The 17,079-nt window shown below is 71.1% G+C and carries 15 protein-coding genes and 4 tRNA genes; 10 read left to right on the forward strand and 9 right to left on the reverse strand.

Going from position 1 to position 17,079, the window contains the following annotated elements; genetic code table 11:
• Window positions 1-70: 70 nt before the first annotated feature.
• Entirely contained in the window at window positions 71-457 is a 387-nt protein-coding gene (locus tag ACFY61_RS20060; RefSeq protein WP_389473707.1) for a fluoride efflux transporter FluC, read from the reverse strand.
• Window positions 454-939 carry a CrcB family protein gene (locus ACFY61_RS20065; protein WP_389473708.1) on the reverse strand — a complete coding sequence of 162 codons (486 nt, stop codon included), beginning with the start codon at window positions 937-939 and terminating at the stop codon, window positions 454-456. The genes ACFY61_RS20060 and ACFY61_RS20065 overlap by 4 nt, the downstream gene beginning before the upstream one ends.
• A gap of 67 nt (window positions 940-1,006) precedes the next feature.
• Between ACFY61_RS20065 and ACFY61_RS20070 the strand changes: the two genes are divergently transcribed.
• The 4 genes from ACFY61_RS20070 to ACFY61_RS20085 all read left to right on the forward strand — a co-directional run bounded on the left by ACFY61_RS20070 (window position 1,007) and on the right by ACFY61_RS20085 (window position 1,724).
• Complete coding sequence (locus tag ACFY61_RS20070) at window positions 1,007-1,357, forward strand: metallopeptidase family protein (RefSeq protein ID WP_389473710.1); 351 nt, start codon at window positions 1,007-1,009, stop codon at window positions 1,355-1,357.
• A gap of 85 nt (window positions 1,358-1,442) precedes the next feature.
• A tRNA-Glu gene (locus tag ACFY61_RS20075) sits at window positions 1,443-1,515 on the forward strand.
• Window positions 1,516-1,554: 39 nt separating this feature from the next.
• Window positions 1,555-1,628: transfer RNA gene (locus tag ACFY61_RS20080), tRNA-Asp, on the forward strand.
• Between the two features lie 22 nt (window positions 1,629-1,650).
• Window positions 1,651-1,724 (forward strand) — tRNA-Phe (locus ACFY61_RS20085).
• Window positions 1,725-1,763: 39 nt separating this feature from the next.
• Here ACFY61_RS20085 and ACFY61_RS20090 read toward each other — a convergent pair.
• Together ACFY61_RS20090 and ACFY61_RS20095 are read right to left on the reverse strand one after the other, a co-directional pair.
• A complete protein-coding gene (locus ACFY61_RS20090; RefSeq protein WP_389473712.1) occupies window positions 1,764-2,609 on the reverse strand; it encodes a cytochrome c biogenesis CcdA family protein in 846 nt (281 codons plus the stop codon).
• Complete coding sequence (locus ACFY61_RS20095; protein ID WP_389473714.1) at window positions 2,609-3,361, reverse strand: DsbA family protein; 753 nt, start codon at window positions 3,359-3,361, stop codon at window positions 2,609-2,611. Before ACFY61_RS20095 ends, ACFY61_RS20090 begins: the two co-directional genes overlap by 1 nt.
• 118 nt (window positions 3,362-3,479) lie before the next feature.
• On the opposite strand from ACFY61_RS20095, the gene hrpA reads away from it, so the two are divergent.
• Both hrpA and ACFY61_RS20105 read left to right on the forward strand, forming a co-directional pair.
• Complete coding sequence (gene hrpA / locus ACFY61_RS20100; RefSeq protein WP_389473716.1) at window positions 3,480-7,403, forward strand: ATP-dependent RNA helicase HrpA; 3,924 nt, start codon at window positions 3,480-3,482, stop codon at window positions 7,401-7,403.
• Window positions 7,404-7,463: 60 nt separating this feature from the next.
• A tRNA-Asp gene (locus ACFY61_RS20105) sits at window positions 7,464-7,537 on the forward strand.
• A gap of 422 nt (window positions 7,538-7,959) precedes the next feature.
• Here ACFY61_RS20105 and bldC read toward each other — a convergent pair.
• Together bldC and ACFY61_RS20115 are read right to left on the reverse strand one after the other, a co-directional pair.
• Window positions 7,960-8,166, reverse strand: a complete 207-nt coding sequence (gene bldC / locus ACFY61_RS20110) for a developmental transcriptional regulator BldC (protein WP_003949541.1) — start codon at window positions 8,164-8,166, stop codon at window positions 7,960-7,962.
• 530 nt (window positions 8,167-8,696) lie between these two features.
• On the reverse strand, window positions 8,697-9,551 hold the full coding sequence (locus ACFY61_RS20115) for a hypothetical protein (protein ID WP_389473718.1): 855 nt from the start codon (window positions 9,549-9,551) through the stop codon (window positions 8,697-8,699).
• A 178-nt stretch (window positions 9,552-9,729) separates the two neighbouring features.
• On the opposite strand from ACFY61_RS20115, the gene ACFY61_RS20120 reads away from it, so the two are divergent.
• Window positions 9,730-10,824, forward strand: a complete 1,095-nt coding sequence (locus tag ACFY61_RS20120) for a Leu/Phe/Val dehydrogenase (protein ID WP_389473719.1) — start codon at window positions 9,730-9,732, stop codon at window positions 10,822-10,824.
• A 279-nt stretch (window positions 10,825-11,103) separates the two neighbouring features.
• Entirely contained in the window at window positions 11,104-11,370 is a 267-nt protein-coding gene (locus ACFY61_RS20125) for a DUF3073 domain-containing protein (RefSeq protein WP_389473721.1), read from the forward strand.
• Between the two features lie 90 nt (window positions 11,371-11,460).
• Here the strand turns inward: ACFY61_RS20125 and purM are convergent, their stop codons facing one another.
• Window positions 11,461-12,528, reverse strand: a complete 1,068-nt coding sequence (purM, locus tag ACFY61_RS20130; RefSeq protein ID WP_389473722.1) for a phosphoribosylformylglycinamidine cyclo-ligase — start codon at window positions 12,526-12,528, stop codon at window positions 11,461-11,463.
• A gap of 132 nt (window positions 12,529-12,660) precedes the next feature.
• Window positions 12,661-14,178: an amidophosphoribosyltransferase gene (gene purF / locus ACFY61_RS20135; protein ID WP_389473723.1), complete on the reverse strand. Its 1,518-nt coding sequence runs from the start codon at window positions 14,176-14,178 to the stop codon at window positions 12,661-12,663.
• 155 nt (window positions 14,179-14,333) lie between these two features.
• On the opposite strand from purF, the gene ACFY61_RS20140 reads away from it, so the two are divergent.
• Together ACFY61_RS20140 and ACFY61_RS20145 are read left to right on the forward strand one after the other, a co-directional pair.
• Window positions 14,334-14,429 carry a putative leader peptide gene (locus tag ACFY61_RS20140; RefSeq protein WP_389473724.1) on the forward strand — a complete coding sequence of 32 codons (96 nt, stop codon included), beginning with the start codon at window positions 14,334-14,336 and terminating at the stop codon, window positions 14,427-14,429.
• Window positions 14,430-14,672: 243 nt separating this feature from the next.
• On the forward strand, window positions 14,673-16,103 hold the full coding sequence (locus tag ACFY61_RS20145; protein WP_389473726.1) for a sulfatase: 1,431 nt from the start codon (window positions 14,673-14,675) through the stop codon (window positions 16,101-16,103).
• Here the strand turns inward: ACFY61_RS20145 and ACFY61_RS20150 are convergent.
• Window positions 16,091-17,056, reverse strand: a complete 966-nt coding sequence (locus ACFY61_RS20150; RefSeq protein ID WP_389473728.1) for an META domain-containing protein — start codon at window positions 17,054-17,056, stop codon at window positions 16,091-16,093. The genes ACFY61_RS20145 and ACFY61_RS20150 overlap by 13 nt on opposite strands.
• Window positions 17,057-17,079: the final 23 nt, after the last annotated feature.

A 17,079-nucleotide genomic window follows, 5' to 3' on the forward strand; every position in this document is an offset into this window, starting at 1 on the left:
ATGTGCCCAACTCCCATTGCCCCGTTAGGGACACGCCCCAGCGGCCGACACCTCGCCGCGGCACCCGGGCTCAGGACCCGGCCGCCCGCTCCCCGAGCCACAGCCCCAGGTGCACCGCCCCCAGTCCGACGAGCACCGAGGCCGCCACGTTCGCCGCCGCCAGGAACCCGCGGCCCCGCTCGGCCAGCCGGAGGGTCTCGTACGAGAAGGTCGAGTACGTGGTCAGCGCCCCGCACAGCCCGGTCCCCAGCAGTGGCCCCGCCCACCAGGCCCCGCCGCCCGCCGCCGCCCCGGTCACCACCCCGGTCAGCAGCCCCAGCAGCAGGCATCCCGACGCGTTCACCAGGAAGGTCCCCCAGGGGAACACCGAGTCGTGCCGCGCCTGCACCGCACGGTCCGTCAGGTAGCGCAGCGGCGCCCCCACCGCACCGCCCGCCAGCACCAGCAGCCAGTTCACCGGCGCCCCCGCAGCAGCAGCCGGGTCGCCGAAGCCGCCGCCCACACCGCTCCCAGTGCCCCCGCGACCGTGCCCGCCCCGTACGCCAGCGCGACCTGGGCGCGCCCCTCGTCCAGCAGCCGCGAGACGTCCACGGCGTACGTCGAGAAGGTGGTGAACCCGCCCAGCACCCCCACGCCCAGGAAGGGCCGCAGCAACGGGTGCCCGCTCCGCCCGCCCTCGCCGATCAGCGCCATCAGCACGCCGATCAGCGCGCAGCCGGCCACGTTGGTCCAGAACACCGCCCACGGGAAGTCCCCCGGGCCGGCCGGCCACATCAGCGCCAGCCCGTACCGCGCACCCGAACCCAGGGCCCCGCCGGCCGACACCGCCGCCAGCACCCGCCCCTGCGGCTCGGCCCGCTGGGCGGGCACGTGGAGGTCGACGTCCGGGTCGACCGCCTCCGCCTCCTCGGACTCTTCGGAGGAGGGCCGCCGGGTCATGCGCGCATCACACGGGCATTCTCCCGCGCCTCGGCCCATCCGGCCCGCCCTCCCGGACAATGGCGGTGTGCTGGAGATGACGCGCGACGCGTTCGAAGAGCTGGTGGCCGAGGCCCTGGACACGATCCCGCCCGAACTCACCCGGGTGATGGACAACGTGGCCGTCTTCGTCGAGGACGAACCCCCGGCCGACGATCCCGAACTGCTCGGCCTCTACGAGGGCACCCCGCTCACCGAGCGCGGCGAGTGGTACGCCGGTGTGCTCCCGGACCGCATCTCGATCTACATGGGCCCGACCCTGCGCTACTGCGAGACGGCCGAGGACGTGGTCCACGAGGTCGCCGTGACCGTGGTGCACGAGATCGCCCACCACTTCGGCATCGACGACGACCGCCTGCACGAGCTCGGGTGGGGGTGAGCGGGAACCGTTTTGGCGATACCTCCTCCCATCCCATATGCTTCTCACGTCCCCGACGCGCTGAGAAGCGCCCAGGTGGGCCTTAGCCCTCATCGTCTAGTGGCCCAGGACGCCGCCCTTTCAAGGCGGTAGCACGGGTTCGAATCCCGTTGGGGGCACGCAACACCCTGTGCGAGACTGGTTCTCGCACACACCATGGTCCTGTGGAGCAGTTGGTTAGCTCGCCACCCTGTCAAGGTGGAGGTCGCGGGTTCAAGTCCCGTCAGGATCGCTGAGGCTCGGAAGAGCTTCGTGGCTGGGTAGCTCAGTTGGTACGAGCGATCGCCTGAAAAGCGATAGGTCGCCGGTTCGACCCCGGCCCCAGCCACAAGAGGAAGGCCCCGTCCATCGGACGGGGCCTTCCGCGTCACCCGCCCTCCTCCTCCAGGGCCCGCGCCGACCGCGCCCGGCGGCGCCACTGCACCAGCCCCACCACCGGTGCGCCCAGCGCGACCAGCCCGAGCAGCACCCCGTCCGGGACCGCGTCGGCGAAGGACCGCACCCACTGCTCCACCGCGAACGAGTCCTCCGCGTCCAGCAGCCCCGGCAGCGCGCTCGCCCCGTCGAACACCAGGAACATCACGCCCAGGGCCACGAAGAACAGCCCGGACAGCAGCGAGGTGGTGTGCAGCTCCAGCCGGCCCAGGCGCAGCACGCGGCCCCGCAGCCACCGCCGCCGGCCCAGGTCGAACCGCTCCCACAGCAGCGCCAGCAGGAACAGCGGTACGGCCATGCCCAGCGCGTACACGGCCAGCAGCAACCCCCCGTACACCGGCGACCCGCCGACCGCCGCCACCGTGAGCACGCTGCCCAGGATCGGGCCCGCGCAGAAGCCGGCCAGCCCGTAGACGGCGCCGAGGGCGAACACGGACAGCGCCGTGACCGGCCGGATCCGCCCGGACAGCTCGGTCAGCCGGCGCGGGGCGAAGCCCAGGCCGAGGACCTGGGCGGCGCCCAGCGCGATGATCAGCCACCCGCCGGTGAGGACCAGCAGGTCGCGGTTGCCGTGGAAGAACCGTCCGGCGGTCGAGGACGCCGCGCCCAGCGGCACCAGGGTGCTCGCGAGGCCGGCGTAGAAGATCCCGGTCCTGGCCAGCAGCCGGGAGGTGGAGTCGATGGAGTACGCGAAGAAGGCCGGCAGCAGCAGGGCGCTGCACGGGGACAGCAGCGCCAGCAGGCCGCCGAGCAGGGCGGCCAGGTATCCGATCTCCACTAGCGGGCCGCCCTGGCGTTCTCCACGGCCCGGGTGAAGGCGTCCAGGGGCTGGGCGCCTGCGATCGGCTGCCCGTTGACGAGGAAGGAGGGGGTGGAGCTGACGCCGATCCGGTAGCCCTCGGCCTGGTCCTCGGCCAGGGCCTTGCGGGCGGCCTCGCCGTCCATGTCCGCGCGGAACCGCTCCAGGTCCGGTACGCCGGCCTCCCTGGCCAGCTCCAGCAGCCGGTCCGGGCCGAAGCCCTTCTCCTTGGCGCCCTCGGCGTAGGCGGCCGCGTGGAACTGCCGGAACCGGTCCTGCCGGCCGGCGGCCCAGGCCGCCTTCGCGGCGGCCTCGGACTCGGCGCCGAAGATCGGGAAGTTCCGCCACTCGATGCGCAGGGTGCCGTCCTCCACGTATTTGCGCACCAGCTCGGGCTCGGTGTCCCGGGCGAACTTGGCGCAGTATCCGCAGCGGAAGTCGGAGTACTCGATCAGGACGACGGGTGCGTCCGCCCGGCCGAGGGCCAGCTTGTCGCCGGCGTCCCGGCGGGCCAGCGCGAGCAGGTCGGGACGGGGCTCGGCGGCTGTCCTCCCCGGCGCCGGGGAGGACTGCGCGGAAGACGGGAGCGGCTGGTAGGCGGACCAGCCGTGGTCCTCGTCGGCCGGGGCGGTGGCCTGCCAGGAGACCAGGCCCATCACGACGGCGGCGAGCGCGACCCCGGCGGAGATCAGCAGCGGCTTCTTGGACGCGGGGGTCCGGGGGCGGGGCATGACGGGCCTCTCACTCGTACGGCAGGTCGTTTCGGGGGGTCTCGTCCGGAAATGGTACGGGGAGGGGGTGCAAATGCGTTCGCCAGCCGGCGGGCCCGGGTGAGATCCTCGATCAGGTATGTCTACTTCCTTTGCCGCCCTGCAGACGCTGCTCGGTGAGATCTCGCTCCGCGACGCTCACCGGCTCGGCCGTCGCCTCGAAGGCGCTCGCCGCATCCGCAAGCCCGAGGCCCGGCAGGGCGTGCTCGACGAGATCGCCGCGGAGGCCGCGAAGGCGGCCGAGCGGCTCGCCGGCCGCGCCTCCAGGATGCCGCGGGTCACGTATCCCGAAGCGCTCCCCGTCAGCCAGAAGAAGGACGAGATCGCCGAGGCGATACGCGACCACCAGGTCGTGATCGTGGCGGGCGAGACCGGTTCCGGCAAGACCACCCAGATCCCCAAGATCTGCATGGAGCTCGGCCGGGGCGTGAAGGGGATGATCGGGCACACCCAGCCCCGCCGGATCGCGGCCCGCACGGTCGCCGAGCGGATCGCCGAGGAGCTCGGGTCCGAGATCGGCCGGACCGTCGGCTGGAAGGTCCGGTTCACCGACCAGGTGGACCCGGACGAGACCTTCGTGAAGCTGATGACGGACGGCATCCTGCTCGCCGAGATCCAGACGGACCGCGAGCTGCGCGCCTACGACACGATCATCATCGACGAGGCCCACGAGCGCAGCCTCAACATCGACTTCCTGCTCGGCTACCTGGCCCAGCTGCTGCCCAAGCGCCCCGACCTCAAGGTCGTCATCACCTCCGCGACCATCGACCCCGAGCGGTTCTCCCGGCACTTCGGGGACGCCCCGATCGTCGAGGTCAGCGGCCGTACCTACCCGGTGGAGGTCCGCTACCGGCCGCTGCTGGAAGAGGACGGCGAGGAGTCCGACCGGGACCAGATCACCGCGATCTGCGACGCCGTCGCCGAGCTCCAGAAGGAGGGCCCCGGCGACATCCTGGTCTTCCTCTCCGGCGAGCGGGAGATCCGCGACACCGCCGACGCCCTCAACAAGCTGAAGCTCCGCTTCACCGAGGTGCTGCCGCTCTACGCCCGGCTCTCGCACGCCGAGCAGCACCGGGTCTTCCAGCCGCACACCGGCCGCCGGATCGTCCTCGCCACCAACGTCGCCGAGACCTCCCTGACCGTCCCCGGCATCAAGTACGTCATCGACCCGGGCACCGCCCGGATCTCCCGCTACAGCCACCGCACCAAGGTCCAGCGGCTGCCCATCGAGCGGATCAGCCAGGCCAGCGCCAACCAGCGCAAGGGCCGCTGCGGCCGTACCTCGGACGGCATCTGCATCCGGCTGTACTCCGAGGACGACTTCGACGCCCGCCCGGAGTTCACCGACGCCGAGATCCTCCGCACCAACCTGGCCTCGGTCATCCTCCAGATGACCGCCGCCGGCCTCGGCGAGATCGAGAAGTTCCCCTTCATCGACCCGCCGGACCACCGCAACATCCGCGACGGCGTCCAGCTGCTGCAGGAGCTGGGCGCGCTGGACCCGGCGCAGAAGGACCCGAAGCAGCGGCTCACCCCGCTCGGCCGGAAGCTGTCCCAGCTGCCCGTGGACCCCCGCCTGGCCCGCATGGTCATCGAGGCCGACAAGAACGGCTGCGTCCGCGAGGTCATGGTCATCGCGGCCGCCCTGTCCATCCAGGACCCGCGCGAGCGGCCCTCGGACAAGCAGACCCAGGCCGACCAGCAGCACGCCCGGTTCAAGGACGAGACCTCCGACTTCCTCGCCTTCCTGAACCTGTGGCGGTACGTCCGCGAGCAGCAGAAGGAACGCGGCTCCTCCGCCTTCCGCCGGATGTGCAAGCAGGAGTACCTGAACTTCCTGCGCATCCGCGAATGGCAGGACATCTACGCCCAGCTGCGCACGGTCGCCAAGACCATGGGGATCCACCTCAACGAGCAGGACGCGCCGGAGCAGAGCGTCCACGTCTCCCTGCTGGCCGGCCTGCTGTCGCACATCGGCCTGAAGGACACCGACAAGAACGAGTACCTGGGCGCCCGGTCCGCGAAGTTCGCGATCTTCCCGGGTTCGGCGCTGTTCAAGAAGCAGCCCAAGTTCGTGATGTCGGCGGAGCTGGTGGAGACCTCGCGGCTGTGGGCCCGGGTCAACGCCAAGGTGGAGCCCGAGTGGGTGGAGCCGCTGGCCCAGCACCTGATCAAGCGCACGTACAGCGAGCCGCACTGGGAGAAGGACCAGGCGGCGGTGATGGCGTACGAGCGCGTCACGCTCTACGGCGTCCCGATCGTGGCCCAGCGTAAGGTCAACTACGGCCGGATCGACCCGGAGGTCTCCCGCGAGCTGTTCATCCGCAACGCCCTGGTCGAGGGCGACTGGCGGACCCACCACAAGTTCTACGCGGACAACCGCAAGCTGCTCACCGAGGTCGAGGAGCTGGAACACCGGGCCCGGCGCCGGGACATCGTCGTCGACGACGAGACCCTCTTCGACTTCTACGACCAGCGGATCCCCGAACACGTGGTGTCCGGCGCGCACTTCGACTCCTGGTGGAAGCACAAGCGCCGCGAGGAGCCGGAACTCCTCGACTTCGAGCGGGAGATGCTGCTCACCGAGAAGGCGGCCGGCGTCACCAAGGACGACTACCCGGACTCCTGGCAGCAGGGCCGCCTGCGGTTCAAGGTCACGTACCAGTTCGAGCCGGGCGCCGACGCGGACGGCGTCACCGTGCACGTCCCGCTCCAGGTGCTCAACCAGGTCACCGACGAGGGCTTCGACTGGCAGATCCCGGGCCTGCGCGAGGAGGTCGTCACCGAGCTGATCCGGTCCCTGCCGAAGCCGGTCCGCCGGCACTACGTGCCCGCGCCGAACTTCGCGGGCCGCTTCCTGGCGACGGCGGTGCCGCTGCAGGAGCCGCTGACGGTGACGCTCGCGCGGGAGCTCCAGCGGATGGTGGGCGTGCCGGTCTCGGCGGAGGACTTCGACCTCTCCCGCGTCCCCGACCACCTGAAGATCACCTTCCGGATCGTCGACGAGCGGCGCCGGAAGCTGGCGGAGGCCAAGGACCTGGAGGCCCTCAGGCTGGCCCTGAAGCCCAAGGCCCGCCAGGCCCTCTCCAAGGCCGCCGCGGCAACCGCCGAGCGGTCGGGCGGGGAGTCTCTGGAGCGCACCGGCCTGACCGACTGGACCATCGGCTCGCTCACCCGGGTCTTCGAGACCCGGCGTGCCGGGCAGCCGGTGAAGGCGTACCCGGCGCTGGTCGACGCCGGCGACACCGTTTCCGTACGGCTCTTCGACACCGAGGCCGAACAGGCGCGGGCGATGTGGCTGGGCACCCGGAAGCTGATCATGCTCAACATTCCGGTCAACCCTGCGAAGTTCGCCTCGGACAAGCTGACCAACCAGCAGAAGCTGGCGCTGTCGCGGAACCCGCACGGGAACGTCCAGGCCCTGTTCGAGGACTGCGCGACCGCGGCGGCGGACAAGCTGATCGCCGACCACGGCGGGCCGGCCTGGGACGAGGCGGGCTTCCGGAAGCTGTTCGACGCGGTGCGGGCCGACCTGGTGGACACGACCGTGCGCACGGTCGCGCAGGTGCAGCAGATCCTGGCCGCCTGGCAGGCCTGTGAGCGCCGCCTGAAGGCCACCGGGAGCCTGGCGCTGGTCGCCAACGTCCAGGACGTCAGAACGCAGCTGGCGGCCCTGATGCCGCCCGGCTTCGTGACCCTGACCGGGCTGAAGCGGCTGCCGGACCTGATGCGCTACCTGGTGGCGGTCGACCGGCGGCTCCAGCAGATGCCCACGGCGGTCCAGCGCGACACCACGCGCATGCAGAAGGTCCACGAGATGCAGGACGAGTACGCCTGGTTGCTGGAACAGCTGCCCAAGGGGCGGCCGGTGCCCGAGGCGGTCACGGAGATCCGCTGGATGATCGAGGAGCTACGGGTCAGTTACTTCGCACACGCGCTCGGGACGGCGTACCCGATCTCCGACAAGCGGATCGTGAAGGCGGTGGACGCGGCGGCCCCGTAGGCCGCCCGGCCCGGTTCGACCGGAAGCCCCGACCTGCTGTACAGTCTGACTCGCAACCAAGGTCCTGTGGAGCAGTTGGTTAGCTCGCCACCCTGTCAAGGTGGAGGTCGCGGGTTCAAGTCCCGTCAGGATCGCAACAACAGCAAGGCCCGTGTCCCCGGACACGGGCCTTGCTGCTTGTGCCGCTCCTCCGGGGGAACCCCCTGAACGGCTGAGCGAAATCCCCCGTCCGCATGATGCGGGTTGACGCGAAGCGTCCCCTTACGGGTGCACCGTCGGGTGTTCAAGAGTGATCGACTGTGACGGGTGTCACCTCATGAATTTCTGAGACGCCCACATTTATCACGCACATACACCCTCTCGATTTAATATGTGCAATGGCACCCGTGCCACAGGGGAACAAAAAAGATCGCGCTGGACCCGGCGGAGTCCAGCGCGATCGACGACCGGGGAACCTGTTGGGGCAGGCTCAGTCGTATGAAGCTATCTGGGTTTCATCGGATTGGGGGATCCGATTCGAACCCGGTAAAACTGGGGTGCTGATTGCTGCGGGACCTCAGGCCTCGCTGCGCTGCTGCGGAATTCCCGCGAGCAGAGCACGAACCTCGGCCTCGCGGTAACGGCGGTGCCCACCCAGGGTGCGGATGGACGTCAGCTTGCCGGCCTTGGCCCAGCGGGTCACCGTCTTCGGGTCCACGCGGAACATCGTGGCGACCTCAGCCGGGGTCAGCAGCGGCTCGGCATCAGGGGTGCGAGCGGTCATGAGCGGCCTCCTCGGGAGAACCGAACCATCTCGGTTCTTTCCTCTAAATTCTGCACCTTGGCCCGCGTTGCCCGAAATGGACATACGCGGGCCGAGTCGGTTATAGGACGAACGGCTTGTCCTCGGCACTACAACTACACCATCTGTCCAGCCACGTCGGCCAAACCGATGGAATTGCCCTCCGAGGTGTTCATCAACGGCGGAAGCCGATGGACCCGTCCATAACGGACAGTCACCCCACTGTGACGATCAGTCACAGAGCGATCAGGAGCCACGAGACCCCCCATAGAGCGCAATGCCGAGCAATCCGCCCACACTTGGACGGATGGAACCCTCCCCGGACTCCTTGTCCTATTTTGGCACGAGGGTAGGGGAACGGCGCAAGGGTGTGGTTAGTGCGGTCCGTCACGCTTGAGCCAATGGCCCGTATCGGGACGTAGGTCCCGGCACTACGGCCTGAATGCGAGATTCCGCCGATGATCCACCGATTCTGACCGTTCGGCCGATGGTGCGGAAGCCCCTGACCGGCACTAGTTCGCGAAGAGTCTCTCCCGGACGGCCCGCCACCGCTCCGCCAGCTCCCCGTGGATCTTCCGCGCGGCCGCCGGATCCCCCTCCCGCAGCGCCGCGAAGCCGGCCGCCAGGTCGGCCGCCGAACGGTCCGCCGCCAGCCGGTCCGGTCCCAGCACGTGCACCAGACCGCCGTAGTCCAACTCCACCATCGACCGCGGGTGGAACTCCTCCAGCCAGCTGCCCACCTCCACCAGCCCCTCGGCCAGCCCTCCGTACCCTTCCGCCTCCCGCAGCGTGCGCAGCCCCCGCGCGAGCCGCCGGCGGGCCTGCACCATCGGGGTCCGGTAGCGCAGCCGCTCCCTGGGCACGTACTCCCGCTCCTCGTCCCCCACCAGCACGAACCAGCGCAGCGGCACCTGCCACACCGCCGTACGGATCCAGGGCCGGCCGTCCGGGTTCCGCTCCCGCCACCGCTCGTACTCCTCCTCCGCCCGGCGCCGGACGCCCGGCGGCAGCGCCGCGTCCAGCACCGGCCGGGGGAAATCGGCGACCAGTTCCCCGAGCGCCAGCCAGCCGCGCAGCCGCGTCCGCCACGGGCAGACGAGCAGGACCCCGTCCACCTCCGCGGTGAACGCGTCCGAGCTCTCCCGCGCTGGCACCCCGACCGGCGGCACGGCGACCAGATCCGCCAGCGAGCGGCGGAGTTCGTCCTGCGCCGTGGGCTGCTCGCCGCGCCGCGCGTACGCCGCCCAGTGCGTCCGCTCCGGCTCCGCGAAGGCCCCCAGCGGCTCGTAGACCCGCAGGTAGGAGGCGTACGGGACGACCGGCGCCGAGCGCGCCGCGGGCAGCGGGGGATCCGGGGATTCACTCACGCCGGACTCCTCCCCCGCACCGCCGGGCGGTACTCCGCGCCGCCCCCGCCCAGCGCACCGGAGGGTGATCTGGCGCACCCGGCCCCGCACGGCCCGCCCCAGGTCTTACGCTGCTCCTACACGCCCTCCCCACCCGCAGGAGGGCCCCCGCCGCATCTCATCCATGGGAGTCACCACCGTGACCGAAATGACCGACGGCGTCCTGCACACCCTGTTCCGCACGGAGCAGGGCGGCCACGAGCAAGTCGTGCTGTGCCAGGACCGAGCCACGGGCCTCAAGGCCGTCATCGCCATCCACTCGACCGCGCTCGGCCCCGCCCTGGGCGGGACGCGCTTCCACGCGTACGCCTCCGACGAGGAGGCGGTGCTCGACGCGCTGAACCTCGCGCGCGGCATGTCGTACAAGAACGCCCTCGCCGGCCTCGAGCACGGCGGCGGCAAGGCCGTCATCATCGGCGACCCGGACGTGCTCAAGAGCGAGGAACTCCTGCTGGCCTACGGCCGGTTCGTGGAGTCCCTGGGCGGCCGCTACGTCACCGCCTGCGACGTCGGCACCTATGTCGCGGACATGGACGTGGTGGCGCGGGAGACCCGCTGGGCGACCGGCCGCTCCCCCGAGAACGGCGGCGCCGGCGACTCCTCGGTGCTCACCGCCTTCGGCGTGTTCCAGGGCATGCGGGCCAGCGCCCAGCACCTGTGGGGCGACCCCACCCTGCGCGGCCGCAAGGTCGGCGTGGTCGGCGTCGGCAAGGTCGGCCACTACCTGGTCGAGCACCTGCTGGAGGACGGCGCGGAGGTCGTGATCACGGACGTCCGCCAGGAGTCCGTGCAGCGCATCCTCGACAAGCACCCGGGCAAGGTCACCGCCGTGGCCGACACCGAGACCCTGATCCGCACCGAGGGCCTCGACATCTACGCCCCCTGTGCGCTGGGCGGCGCCCTCAACGACGACACCGTGCCGGTGCTCACCGCCAAGGTCGTCTGCGGCGCGGCGAACAACCAGCTCGCCCACCCCGGTGTGGAGAAGGACCTCGCGGACCGCGGGATCCTCTACGCCCCGGACTACGTGGTCAACGCGGGCGGCGTCATCCAGGTCGCCGACGAGCTCCACGGCTTCGACTTCGACCGCTGCAAGGTCAAGGCCACGAAGATCTTCGACACCACCCTGGAGATCTTCGCTCGCGCAAAGGCCGATGGTGTTCCGCCGGCCGCCGCGGCCGACCGGATCGCGGAGCAGCGCATGGCCGACGCCCGCGCCGCCCGCCGCTCCTAGGGCACCGGGTGCGCCCGCCGGGGTGCGGCGAGACAAGACTCACTGCACTTCGGCGGGTCGTCCGCCAATAAAGGGTTAAAATCGCAGCTGACCAGCGAGTACAGGGCGTCTCATGGTCACTGCGCCGGGGCACGTCATGCGGGCGGCGTACCGTATGGCCGCGGAAGCAGGTACCGTTAAAGCCCTAAGGACGGTCTCTCCACGGAGAGCCCGCTCCGAACCATGAACGCGTGTCAAGACTCTGGGGCCGTCGAGCCCCGTCACCGAGGGGGTCGAGCCATGGGGCGCGGCCGGGCAAAGGCCAAGCAGACGAAGGTCGCCCGCCAGCTGAAGTACAGCAGCGGCGGGACTGATCTGACGCGTCTGGCCAGCGAGCTGGGCGCATCGACTTCGACACCGCTCTCGCAGCAGCCGCCGAATGGCGAGCCGTTCGAGGACGACGAGGACGAGGACGACCCGTACGCCCGCTACGCGGAGCTGTACAACGACGACGATGACGACGAGGACGAGGAGTCCGGTCCGTCGCAGCAGCGTCGCGGCGCTTGACGCGCGCACCTCGCGTTTCGCCTCGCGCCTAGAGGCACACACACGGAAACCCGGTCCGGGGCAGCGCCCCGGACCGGGTTTCCGTGCTGCTCAGCTCGCGTAGGAACCGGTCAGGGCCGCGCCCTCGGTGTGGGTCCCGCGGTCCAGGACCTCGCCCGCGACCCAGGCGTCGACGCCGCGGTCCGCGAGGGTGGTCAGGGCCACCTCTACCGACTCCTGGGGCACCACGGCCATCATGCCGACGCCCATGTTCAGGGTCTTCTCCAGCTCCGCCCGCTCCACCCGGCCGGCCTTGCCGACCAGGTCGAAGACCGCGCCCGGGGTCCAGGTCGAACGGTCGACCGTGGCGTGCAGGTGGTCCGGGACGACCCGGGCCAGGTTGGCCGCGAGGCCGCCGCCGGTGATGTGCGAGAAGGCGTGGACCTCGGTGGTGCGGGTGAGGGCCAGGCAGTCCAGCGAGTAGATCTTGGTGGGTTCGAGGAGTTCCTCGCCGAGGCTCCGGCCGAACTCCGGGACCTCGCGGTCCAGGGACAGCCCGGCCCGGTCGAAGAGGACGTGCCGGACCAGCGAGTACCCGTTCGAGTGAAGGCCGGAGGACGCCATCGCGATGACCGCGTCACCCGTCCGGATGCGATCGGCGCCGAGGAGCCGGTCGTACTCGACCACGCCGGTGCCGGCGCCGGCCACGTCGAACTCGTCCGGGCCCAGCAGGCCGGGGTGCTCGGCGGTCTCGCCGCCGACCAGCGCGGTACCGGCCAGGACGCAGCCCTCGGCGATGCCCTTGACGATCTGGGCGACCCGCTCGGGGTGGACCTTGCCGACGCAGATGTAGTCGGTCATGAAGAGCGGCTCGGCTCCGCAGACGACGATGTCGTCCATGACCATGGCCACGAGGTCGTGGCCGATGGTGTCGTACACGCCCATCTGGCGGGCGATGTCGACCTTGGTTCCGACGCCGTCGGTGGCGGAGGCGAGGAGCGGCCGCTCGTAGCGCAGAAGTGCGGAGGCGTCGAAGAGTCCGGCGAAACCGCCGAGGCCGCCGAGGACCTCGGGGCGCTGGGTCTTCTTCACCCACTCCTTCATCAGCTCGACGGCGCGGTCGCCCGCCTCGATGTCGACGCCTGCAGCCGCGTAGCTGGCACCGGTGGTCTCTGACATGGGAGGAGAGAACTTTCGTGTCGTGTACTGCAGGGTGTTACGGGGGAGTGAGGGGTGTGTGAGGGCGTACGGCCGCCGGGACGTGGCCCGGAGCGGCCGGGACCGGCCGGGCGCGCCGGAGCGCGCCCGGGATCACGGACGGCGCAGCGCGTCGGCCGCGTCGGCACCGCCGGCCAGCTCGGTCTCCAGCAGCTGCTTGCCGAGGAGCTCCGGGTCGGGCAGCTCCATCGGGTACTCGCCGTCGAAGCAGGCACGGCAGAGGTTCGGCTTCTGGATGGTGGTCGCCTCGATCATGGCGTCGAGGGAGATGTACGCGAGGGAGTCCGCGCCGAGCGACTTGCCGATCTCCTCGACGGTCATGCCGTTGGCGATCAGTTCCGCGCGGGTGGCGAAGTCGATGCCGAAGAAGCAGGGCCACTTCACGGGCGGGGAGGAGATCCGGATGTGGACCTCGGCCGCACCGGCCTCGCGGAGCATCCGGACCAGGGCGCGCTGGGTGTTGCCGCGGACGATCGAGTCGTCGACGACCACCAGGCGCTTGCCCCGGATGACTTCCTTGAGGGGGTTGAGCTTCAGGCGGATGCCGAGCTGGCGGATCGTCTGCGACGGCTGGATGAAGGTCCGGCCGACATAGGCGTTCTTGACAAGGCCGGACCCGTACGGGATCCCACTGGCCTCGGCGTATCCGACGGCGGCGGGAGTACCCGACTCCGGTGTCGCTATCACCAGGTCGGCGTCGGCCGGCGCCTCCTTGGCGAGGCGGCGGCCCATCTCCACCCGGGACAGGTAGACGTTCCGGCCGGCGATGTCGGTGTCCGGGCGCGCGAGGTACACGTACTCGAACACGCAACCCTTGGGCTTCGCATCCGCGAATCGGGAGCTGCGCAGACCGTTCTCGTCGATCGCGATGAGCTCGCCGGGCTCGACCTCGCGGACGAAGCTGGCGCCGACGATGTCGAGGGCGGCGGTCTCGCTCGCGACCACCCAGCCGCGCTCCAGGCGGCCGAGGACCAGCGGGCGGATGCCCTGCGGGTCACGGGCGGTGTAGAGGGTCCCCTCGTCCATGAAGACGAGGGAGAAGGCGCCCCGGACCTGCGGGAGCACCACGCGGGCGGCTTCCTCGACGGTCAGCGGCTTGCCGTCCGCGTCGACCTGCCCGGCCAGCAGGGCCGTGACGAGGTCGGTGTCGTTGGTCGCGGCCACCTGGGTGGCGCGGCCGTCCTGTCGGGGGAGATCGGCGACCATTCCGGCGAGTTCGGCCGTGTTGACCAGGTTGCCGTTGTGGCCGAGGGCCAGCGAACCGTGGGCGGTCGCCCGGAAGGTCGGCTGGGCGTTCTCCCAGACGGAGGCTCCGGTGGTCGAGTAGCGGGCGTGACCGACCGCGATATGACCTTGGAGGGAGCCGAGAGAGGTTTCGTCGAAGACCTGGGAAACGAGGCCCATGTCCTTGAAGACGAGGATCTGGGAACCGTTGCTCACAGCGATTCCCGCGGACTCCTGTCCACGGTGCTGCAGCGCATACAGTCCGAAGTAGGTGAGCTTGGCGACCTCTTCACCCGGAGCCCAGACACCGAAGACGCCGCAAGCGTCCTGGGGGCCCTTTTCGCCGGGGAGCAGGTCGTGGTTGAGTCGTCCATCACCACGAGGCACGACACCGAGTCTAGGCGACGTCGACCACTGGTCCGAATTGGGGATGGCCCGGGAAATGTCACAGCACGCAGGGTGACCGGCCGCCTCCGGGTCGTCTCGGTATTCGGATACGGATTGTTGACAGCCCTTGCCGCATTCGTACAGGCTCTCGCCCCATGCAGCCTCTCGGTGACCGTGCCGTCACCCTCGTGGAGCGCCGCCACGTCGACCTGGTCCGTGTAGCGAGCGCCATCTGTCGCAGCAGCCGCTGACCCCGGCGCGCCGCAGCCCCTGACCGGGCGCGGCCCCCTCCGCCCTGCCGCAGGGCCGTTCTCCCCACCCCGCCCTTCCCCGTGCCCGGGTCACGCCCGGCCCGTACGGGGTCGTGCCGCCGTGCCGCCGTGCCCCCGCCCGGCCACGAGGCGTGCCGCCGTGCGCGGGACGGGGTGACGCGCCCCGCCGAGCGGACCCGTACGTCCCACCGCCCGCCCCTGCACCCAGGAGCACGCACACCCATGTCCAGCACCAGCACGCACGACCTGTCCCGCCGCGCCTTCGGCGGGGCCGTGGGCGCCACGGCCGCCGCCGCGGCCATCGGTACGGCCGCCCCCGCCGCCGCGGACTCCGCCAAGCCCGCCCCCGAGCGGGACTTCCGGGCCGCCACCGGACGCCGCTCCCGCCGGCCCAACGTCCTGTTCGTCCTGGCCGACGACCTCGGCTGGGCCGACCTCTCCTCGTACGGCTCGCCCCACATCAGGACCCCGAACCTGGACCACCTCGCGCGCCAGGGCGTCCGCTTCACCGACGCCTACTCCGGCTCCGCCACCTGCTCCCCCACCCGCTTCAGCCTCTACACCGGCCGCTACCCGGGCCGTACCAGGGGCGGCCTGGCCGAGCCGATCGCCGACAGGTCCGCCGGCCTGGAGCCCACCCACCCCACGCTGGCCTCGCTGCTGCGCGAGTCCGGCTACGAGACCGCGCTGATCGGCAAGTGGCACTGCGGCTACCTGCCCGACTACAGCCCGACCCGTTCCGGCTGGGACGAGTTCTTCGGCAACTTCGGGGGTGCCCTGGAGTACTACTCCAAGCTCGCCGGCGACGGCAGTCACGACCTCTACGAGGGCGACGCCGAGTACCGGGACCTGCGCTACTACACCCGCATCCTGACCGAGCGGGCGAGCGAGTACGTGCTGCGCGACCGCGGCCGCGGCCACGACGCCAGGCCCTGGCTGCTGAACCTCAACTTCACCACCCCGCACTGGCCGTGGATCGCCGAGGGCGACGAGGAGCAGAGCGCCGAGATCACCCGCCGGATCAAGGCCGGCGACCGGCGCGCCCTGTGGCACGAGGACGGCGGCTCGATCGAGAAGTACCGGCAGATGGTCGAGGACCTCGACCGGTCCGTGGGCAAGGTCCTCGACGCGTTGCGGCGGTCCGGGCAGGAGCAGGACACCCTGGTGTTCTTCTCCAGCGACAACGGCGGCGAACGCTTCTCCCACAACTGGCCGCTGGCCGGAAACAAGGCCTCCCTCCAGGAAGGCGGCATCCGGGTCCCCAACATCGTCCGGTGGCCGGCCAGGATCGACGGCGGGCAGGTCAGCCGGGTGCCCGTGTTCACCCCGGACTGGACGGCCACCCTGCTGGAGCTGGCGGGCACCCGCCCCCACCCGGCCTATCCGCTGGACGGCGTGAGCCTGGCCGGCTACCTGCTGCGCGGCGAGCGGCCGCCGGTACGCGACCTGTTCTGGCGGGTGCGCGGGGAGCGGGCGCTGCGCCGCGGCGACTGGAAGTACTACCGCGGCAGGAGCGGCCGCGACCAGCTGTTCGACCTGGCCGGGGACATCCGCGAGCAGGCGGACAAGGCCGCGGTTGACCCGGCCCGGCTGGCCGACCTGCGGGCGGCGTGGGAGCGTACGAACGCGACGCTGCTGCCCTATCCGGGCTGAGCGACGGCCCGTTCGCCGGTGGCGCGCAGGCCCTTGCCGCCCGCCGCGGTGAGGGTCAGCCTGCCGTCCTCGACCCTGTGGTCCACGGGGCCGCGGAGCAGCTCGGAGAAGGCCCGCTCGACCTCGCCGGCCGGTCCGGTGCAGGCCATCCGGGTCGCCGTGACCGGCCCGAACGTGATCCGCGGGCCCTCCACGGAAGCCGTGGTGGTGAACCGGTTGCATCCGAGGTTGCCGCTGACCGTCCCGTCGGCGGCGATGGTGAACTCGGCCCGGCGCTCGGCCCCGGCCGGGACGGAGGCCACGGTCTCCCCCTGCACCAGGGAGTCGACCAGCCACTTGGTGCCCTTGAGCGGGAGGGCCGGGGCGGGGAGCTCGTCGGACAGGGTGATCCGGTCGCCGCCGGCGGCGGTCAGGGTCAGCCGGCCGCCCTGCCGGTCGACCTCCAGCCGGCCCTTGAGGAGCTTGGCGTAGGCGCTCTCGAACTCGATGTCCTCGCAGGCCATCGCGGTGGTCGAGCCGGGGGTGACGGTCAGGCCGGTGCCGTCGGCCGCCAGGTCGGCACCGAACCGGTTGCAGCCGTAGTTGCCGGTGGCGCGGCGGAGGTCCCGCTCGAAGACCAGCTCGGCCTGCGGCGGTGCCGGGACCTCCCGGCCGCCGACGGTCAGGCTCCGCACCGACCAGCTGGTCCCGCCCAGCGCGGCGTCGGTGACGGCCCCCGAGCCGGAACCCGGTCCTCCGTCGCCCGCCGGGGTCTGGCCGCAGCCGGTGAGGACGAGGACGGCTCCGAGGGCGGTCCCGAGGGCTGCCGGTACGAGCCGGGGGCGGGCCCGGCGGGGCGCCCGGCCGGCGGCGCCGCCCCGGGTGCTCCCGGTGCTCCGGGTGCTTGCGTTGCTTGCGTTGTTTGCGGTGCTTCCGTTGCTTCCGTTGTTTCCGGTGCTGCGGGAAGGAGTCATGCCGCTCTGACGCGCCGCGCTCC

Source organism: Streptomyces sp. NPDC012888 (assembly GCF_042900645.1).
GTDB lineage: Bacteria > Actinomycetota > Actinomycetes > Streptomycetales > Streptomycetaceae > Streptomyces.

What these genes read in the sequence shown, in the direction of transcription:
- purM (WP_389473722.1), bottom strand. Translation starts at nt 12,528, where the DNA reads ATGTCAGAGACCACCGGTGCCAGCTACGCGGCTGCAGGCGTCGACATC.
- ACFY61_RS20065 (WP_389473708.1), bottom strand. Translation starts at nt 939, where the DNA reads ATGACCCGGCGGCCCTCCTCCGAAGAGTCCGAGGAGGCGGAGGCGGTC.
- hrpA (WP_389473716.1), top strand. Translation starts at nt 3,480, where the DNA reads ATGTCTACTTCCTTTGCCGCCCTGCAGACGCTGCTCGGTGAGATCTCG.
- ACFY61_RS20095 (WP_389473714.1), bottom strand. Translation starts at nt 3,361, where the DNA reads ATGCCCCGCCCCCGGACCCCCGCGTCCAAGAAGCCGCTGCTGATCTCC.
- ACFY61_RS20145 (WP_389473726.1), top strand. Translation starts at nt 14,673, where the DNA reads ATGTCCAGCACCAGCACGCACGACCTGTCCCGCCGCGCCTTCGGCGGG.
- ACFY61_RS20150 (WP_389473728.1), bottom strand. Translation starts at nt 17,056, where the DNA reads ATGACTCCTTCCCGCAGCACCGGAAACAACGGAAGCAACGGAAGCACC.
- ACFY61_RS20140 (WP_389473724.1), top strand. Translation starts at nt 14,334, where the DNA reads ATGCAGCCTCTCGGTGACCGTGCCGTCACCCTCGTGGAGCGCCGCCAC.
- ACFY61_RS20125 (WP_389473721.1), top strand. Translation starts at nt 11,104, where the DNA reads ATGGGGCGCGGCCGGGCAAAGGCCAAGCAGACGAAGGTCGCCCGCCAG.
- bldC (WP_003949541.1), bottom strand. Translation starts at nt 8,166, where the DNA reads ATGACCGCTCGCACCCCTGATGCCGAGCCGCTGCTGACCCCGGCTGAG.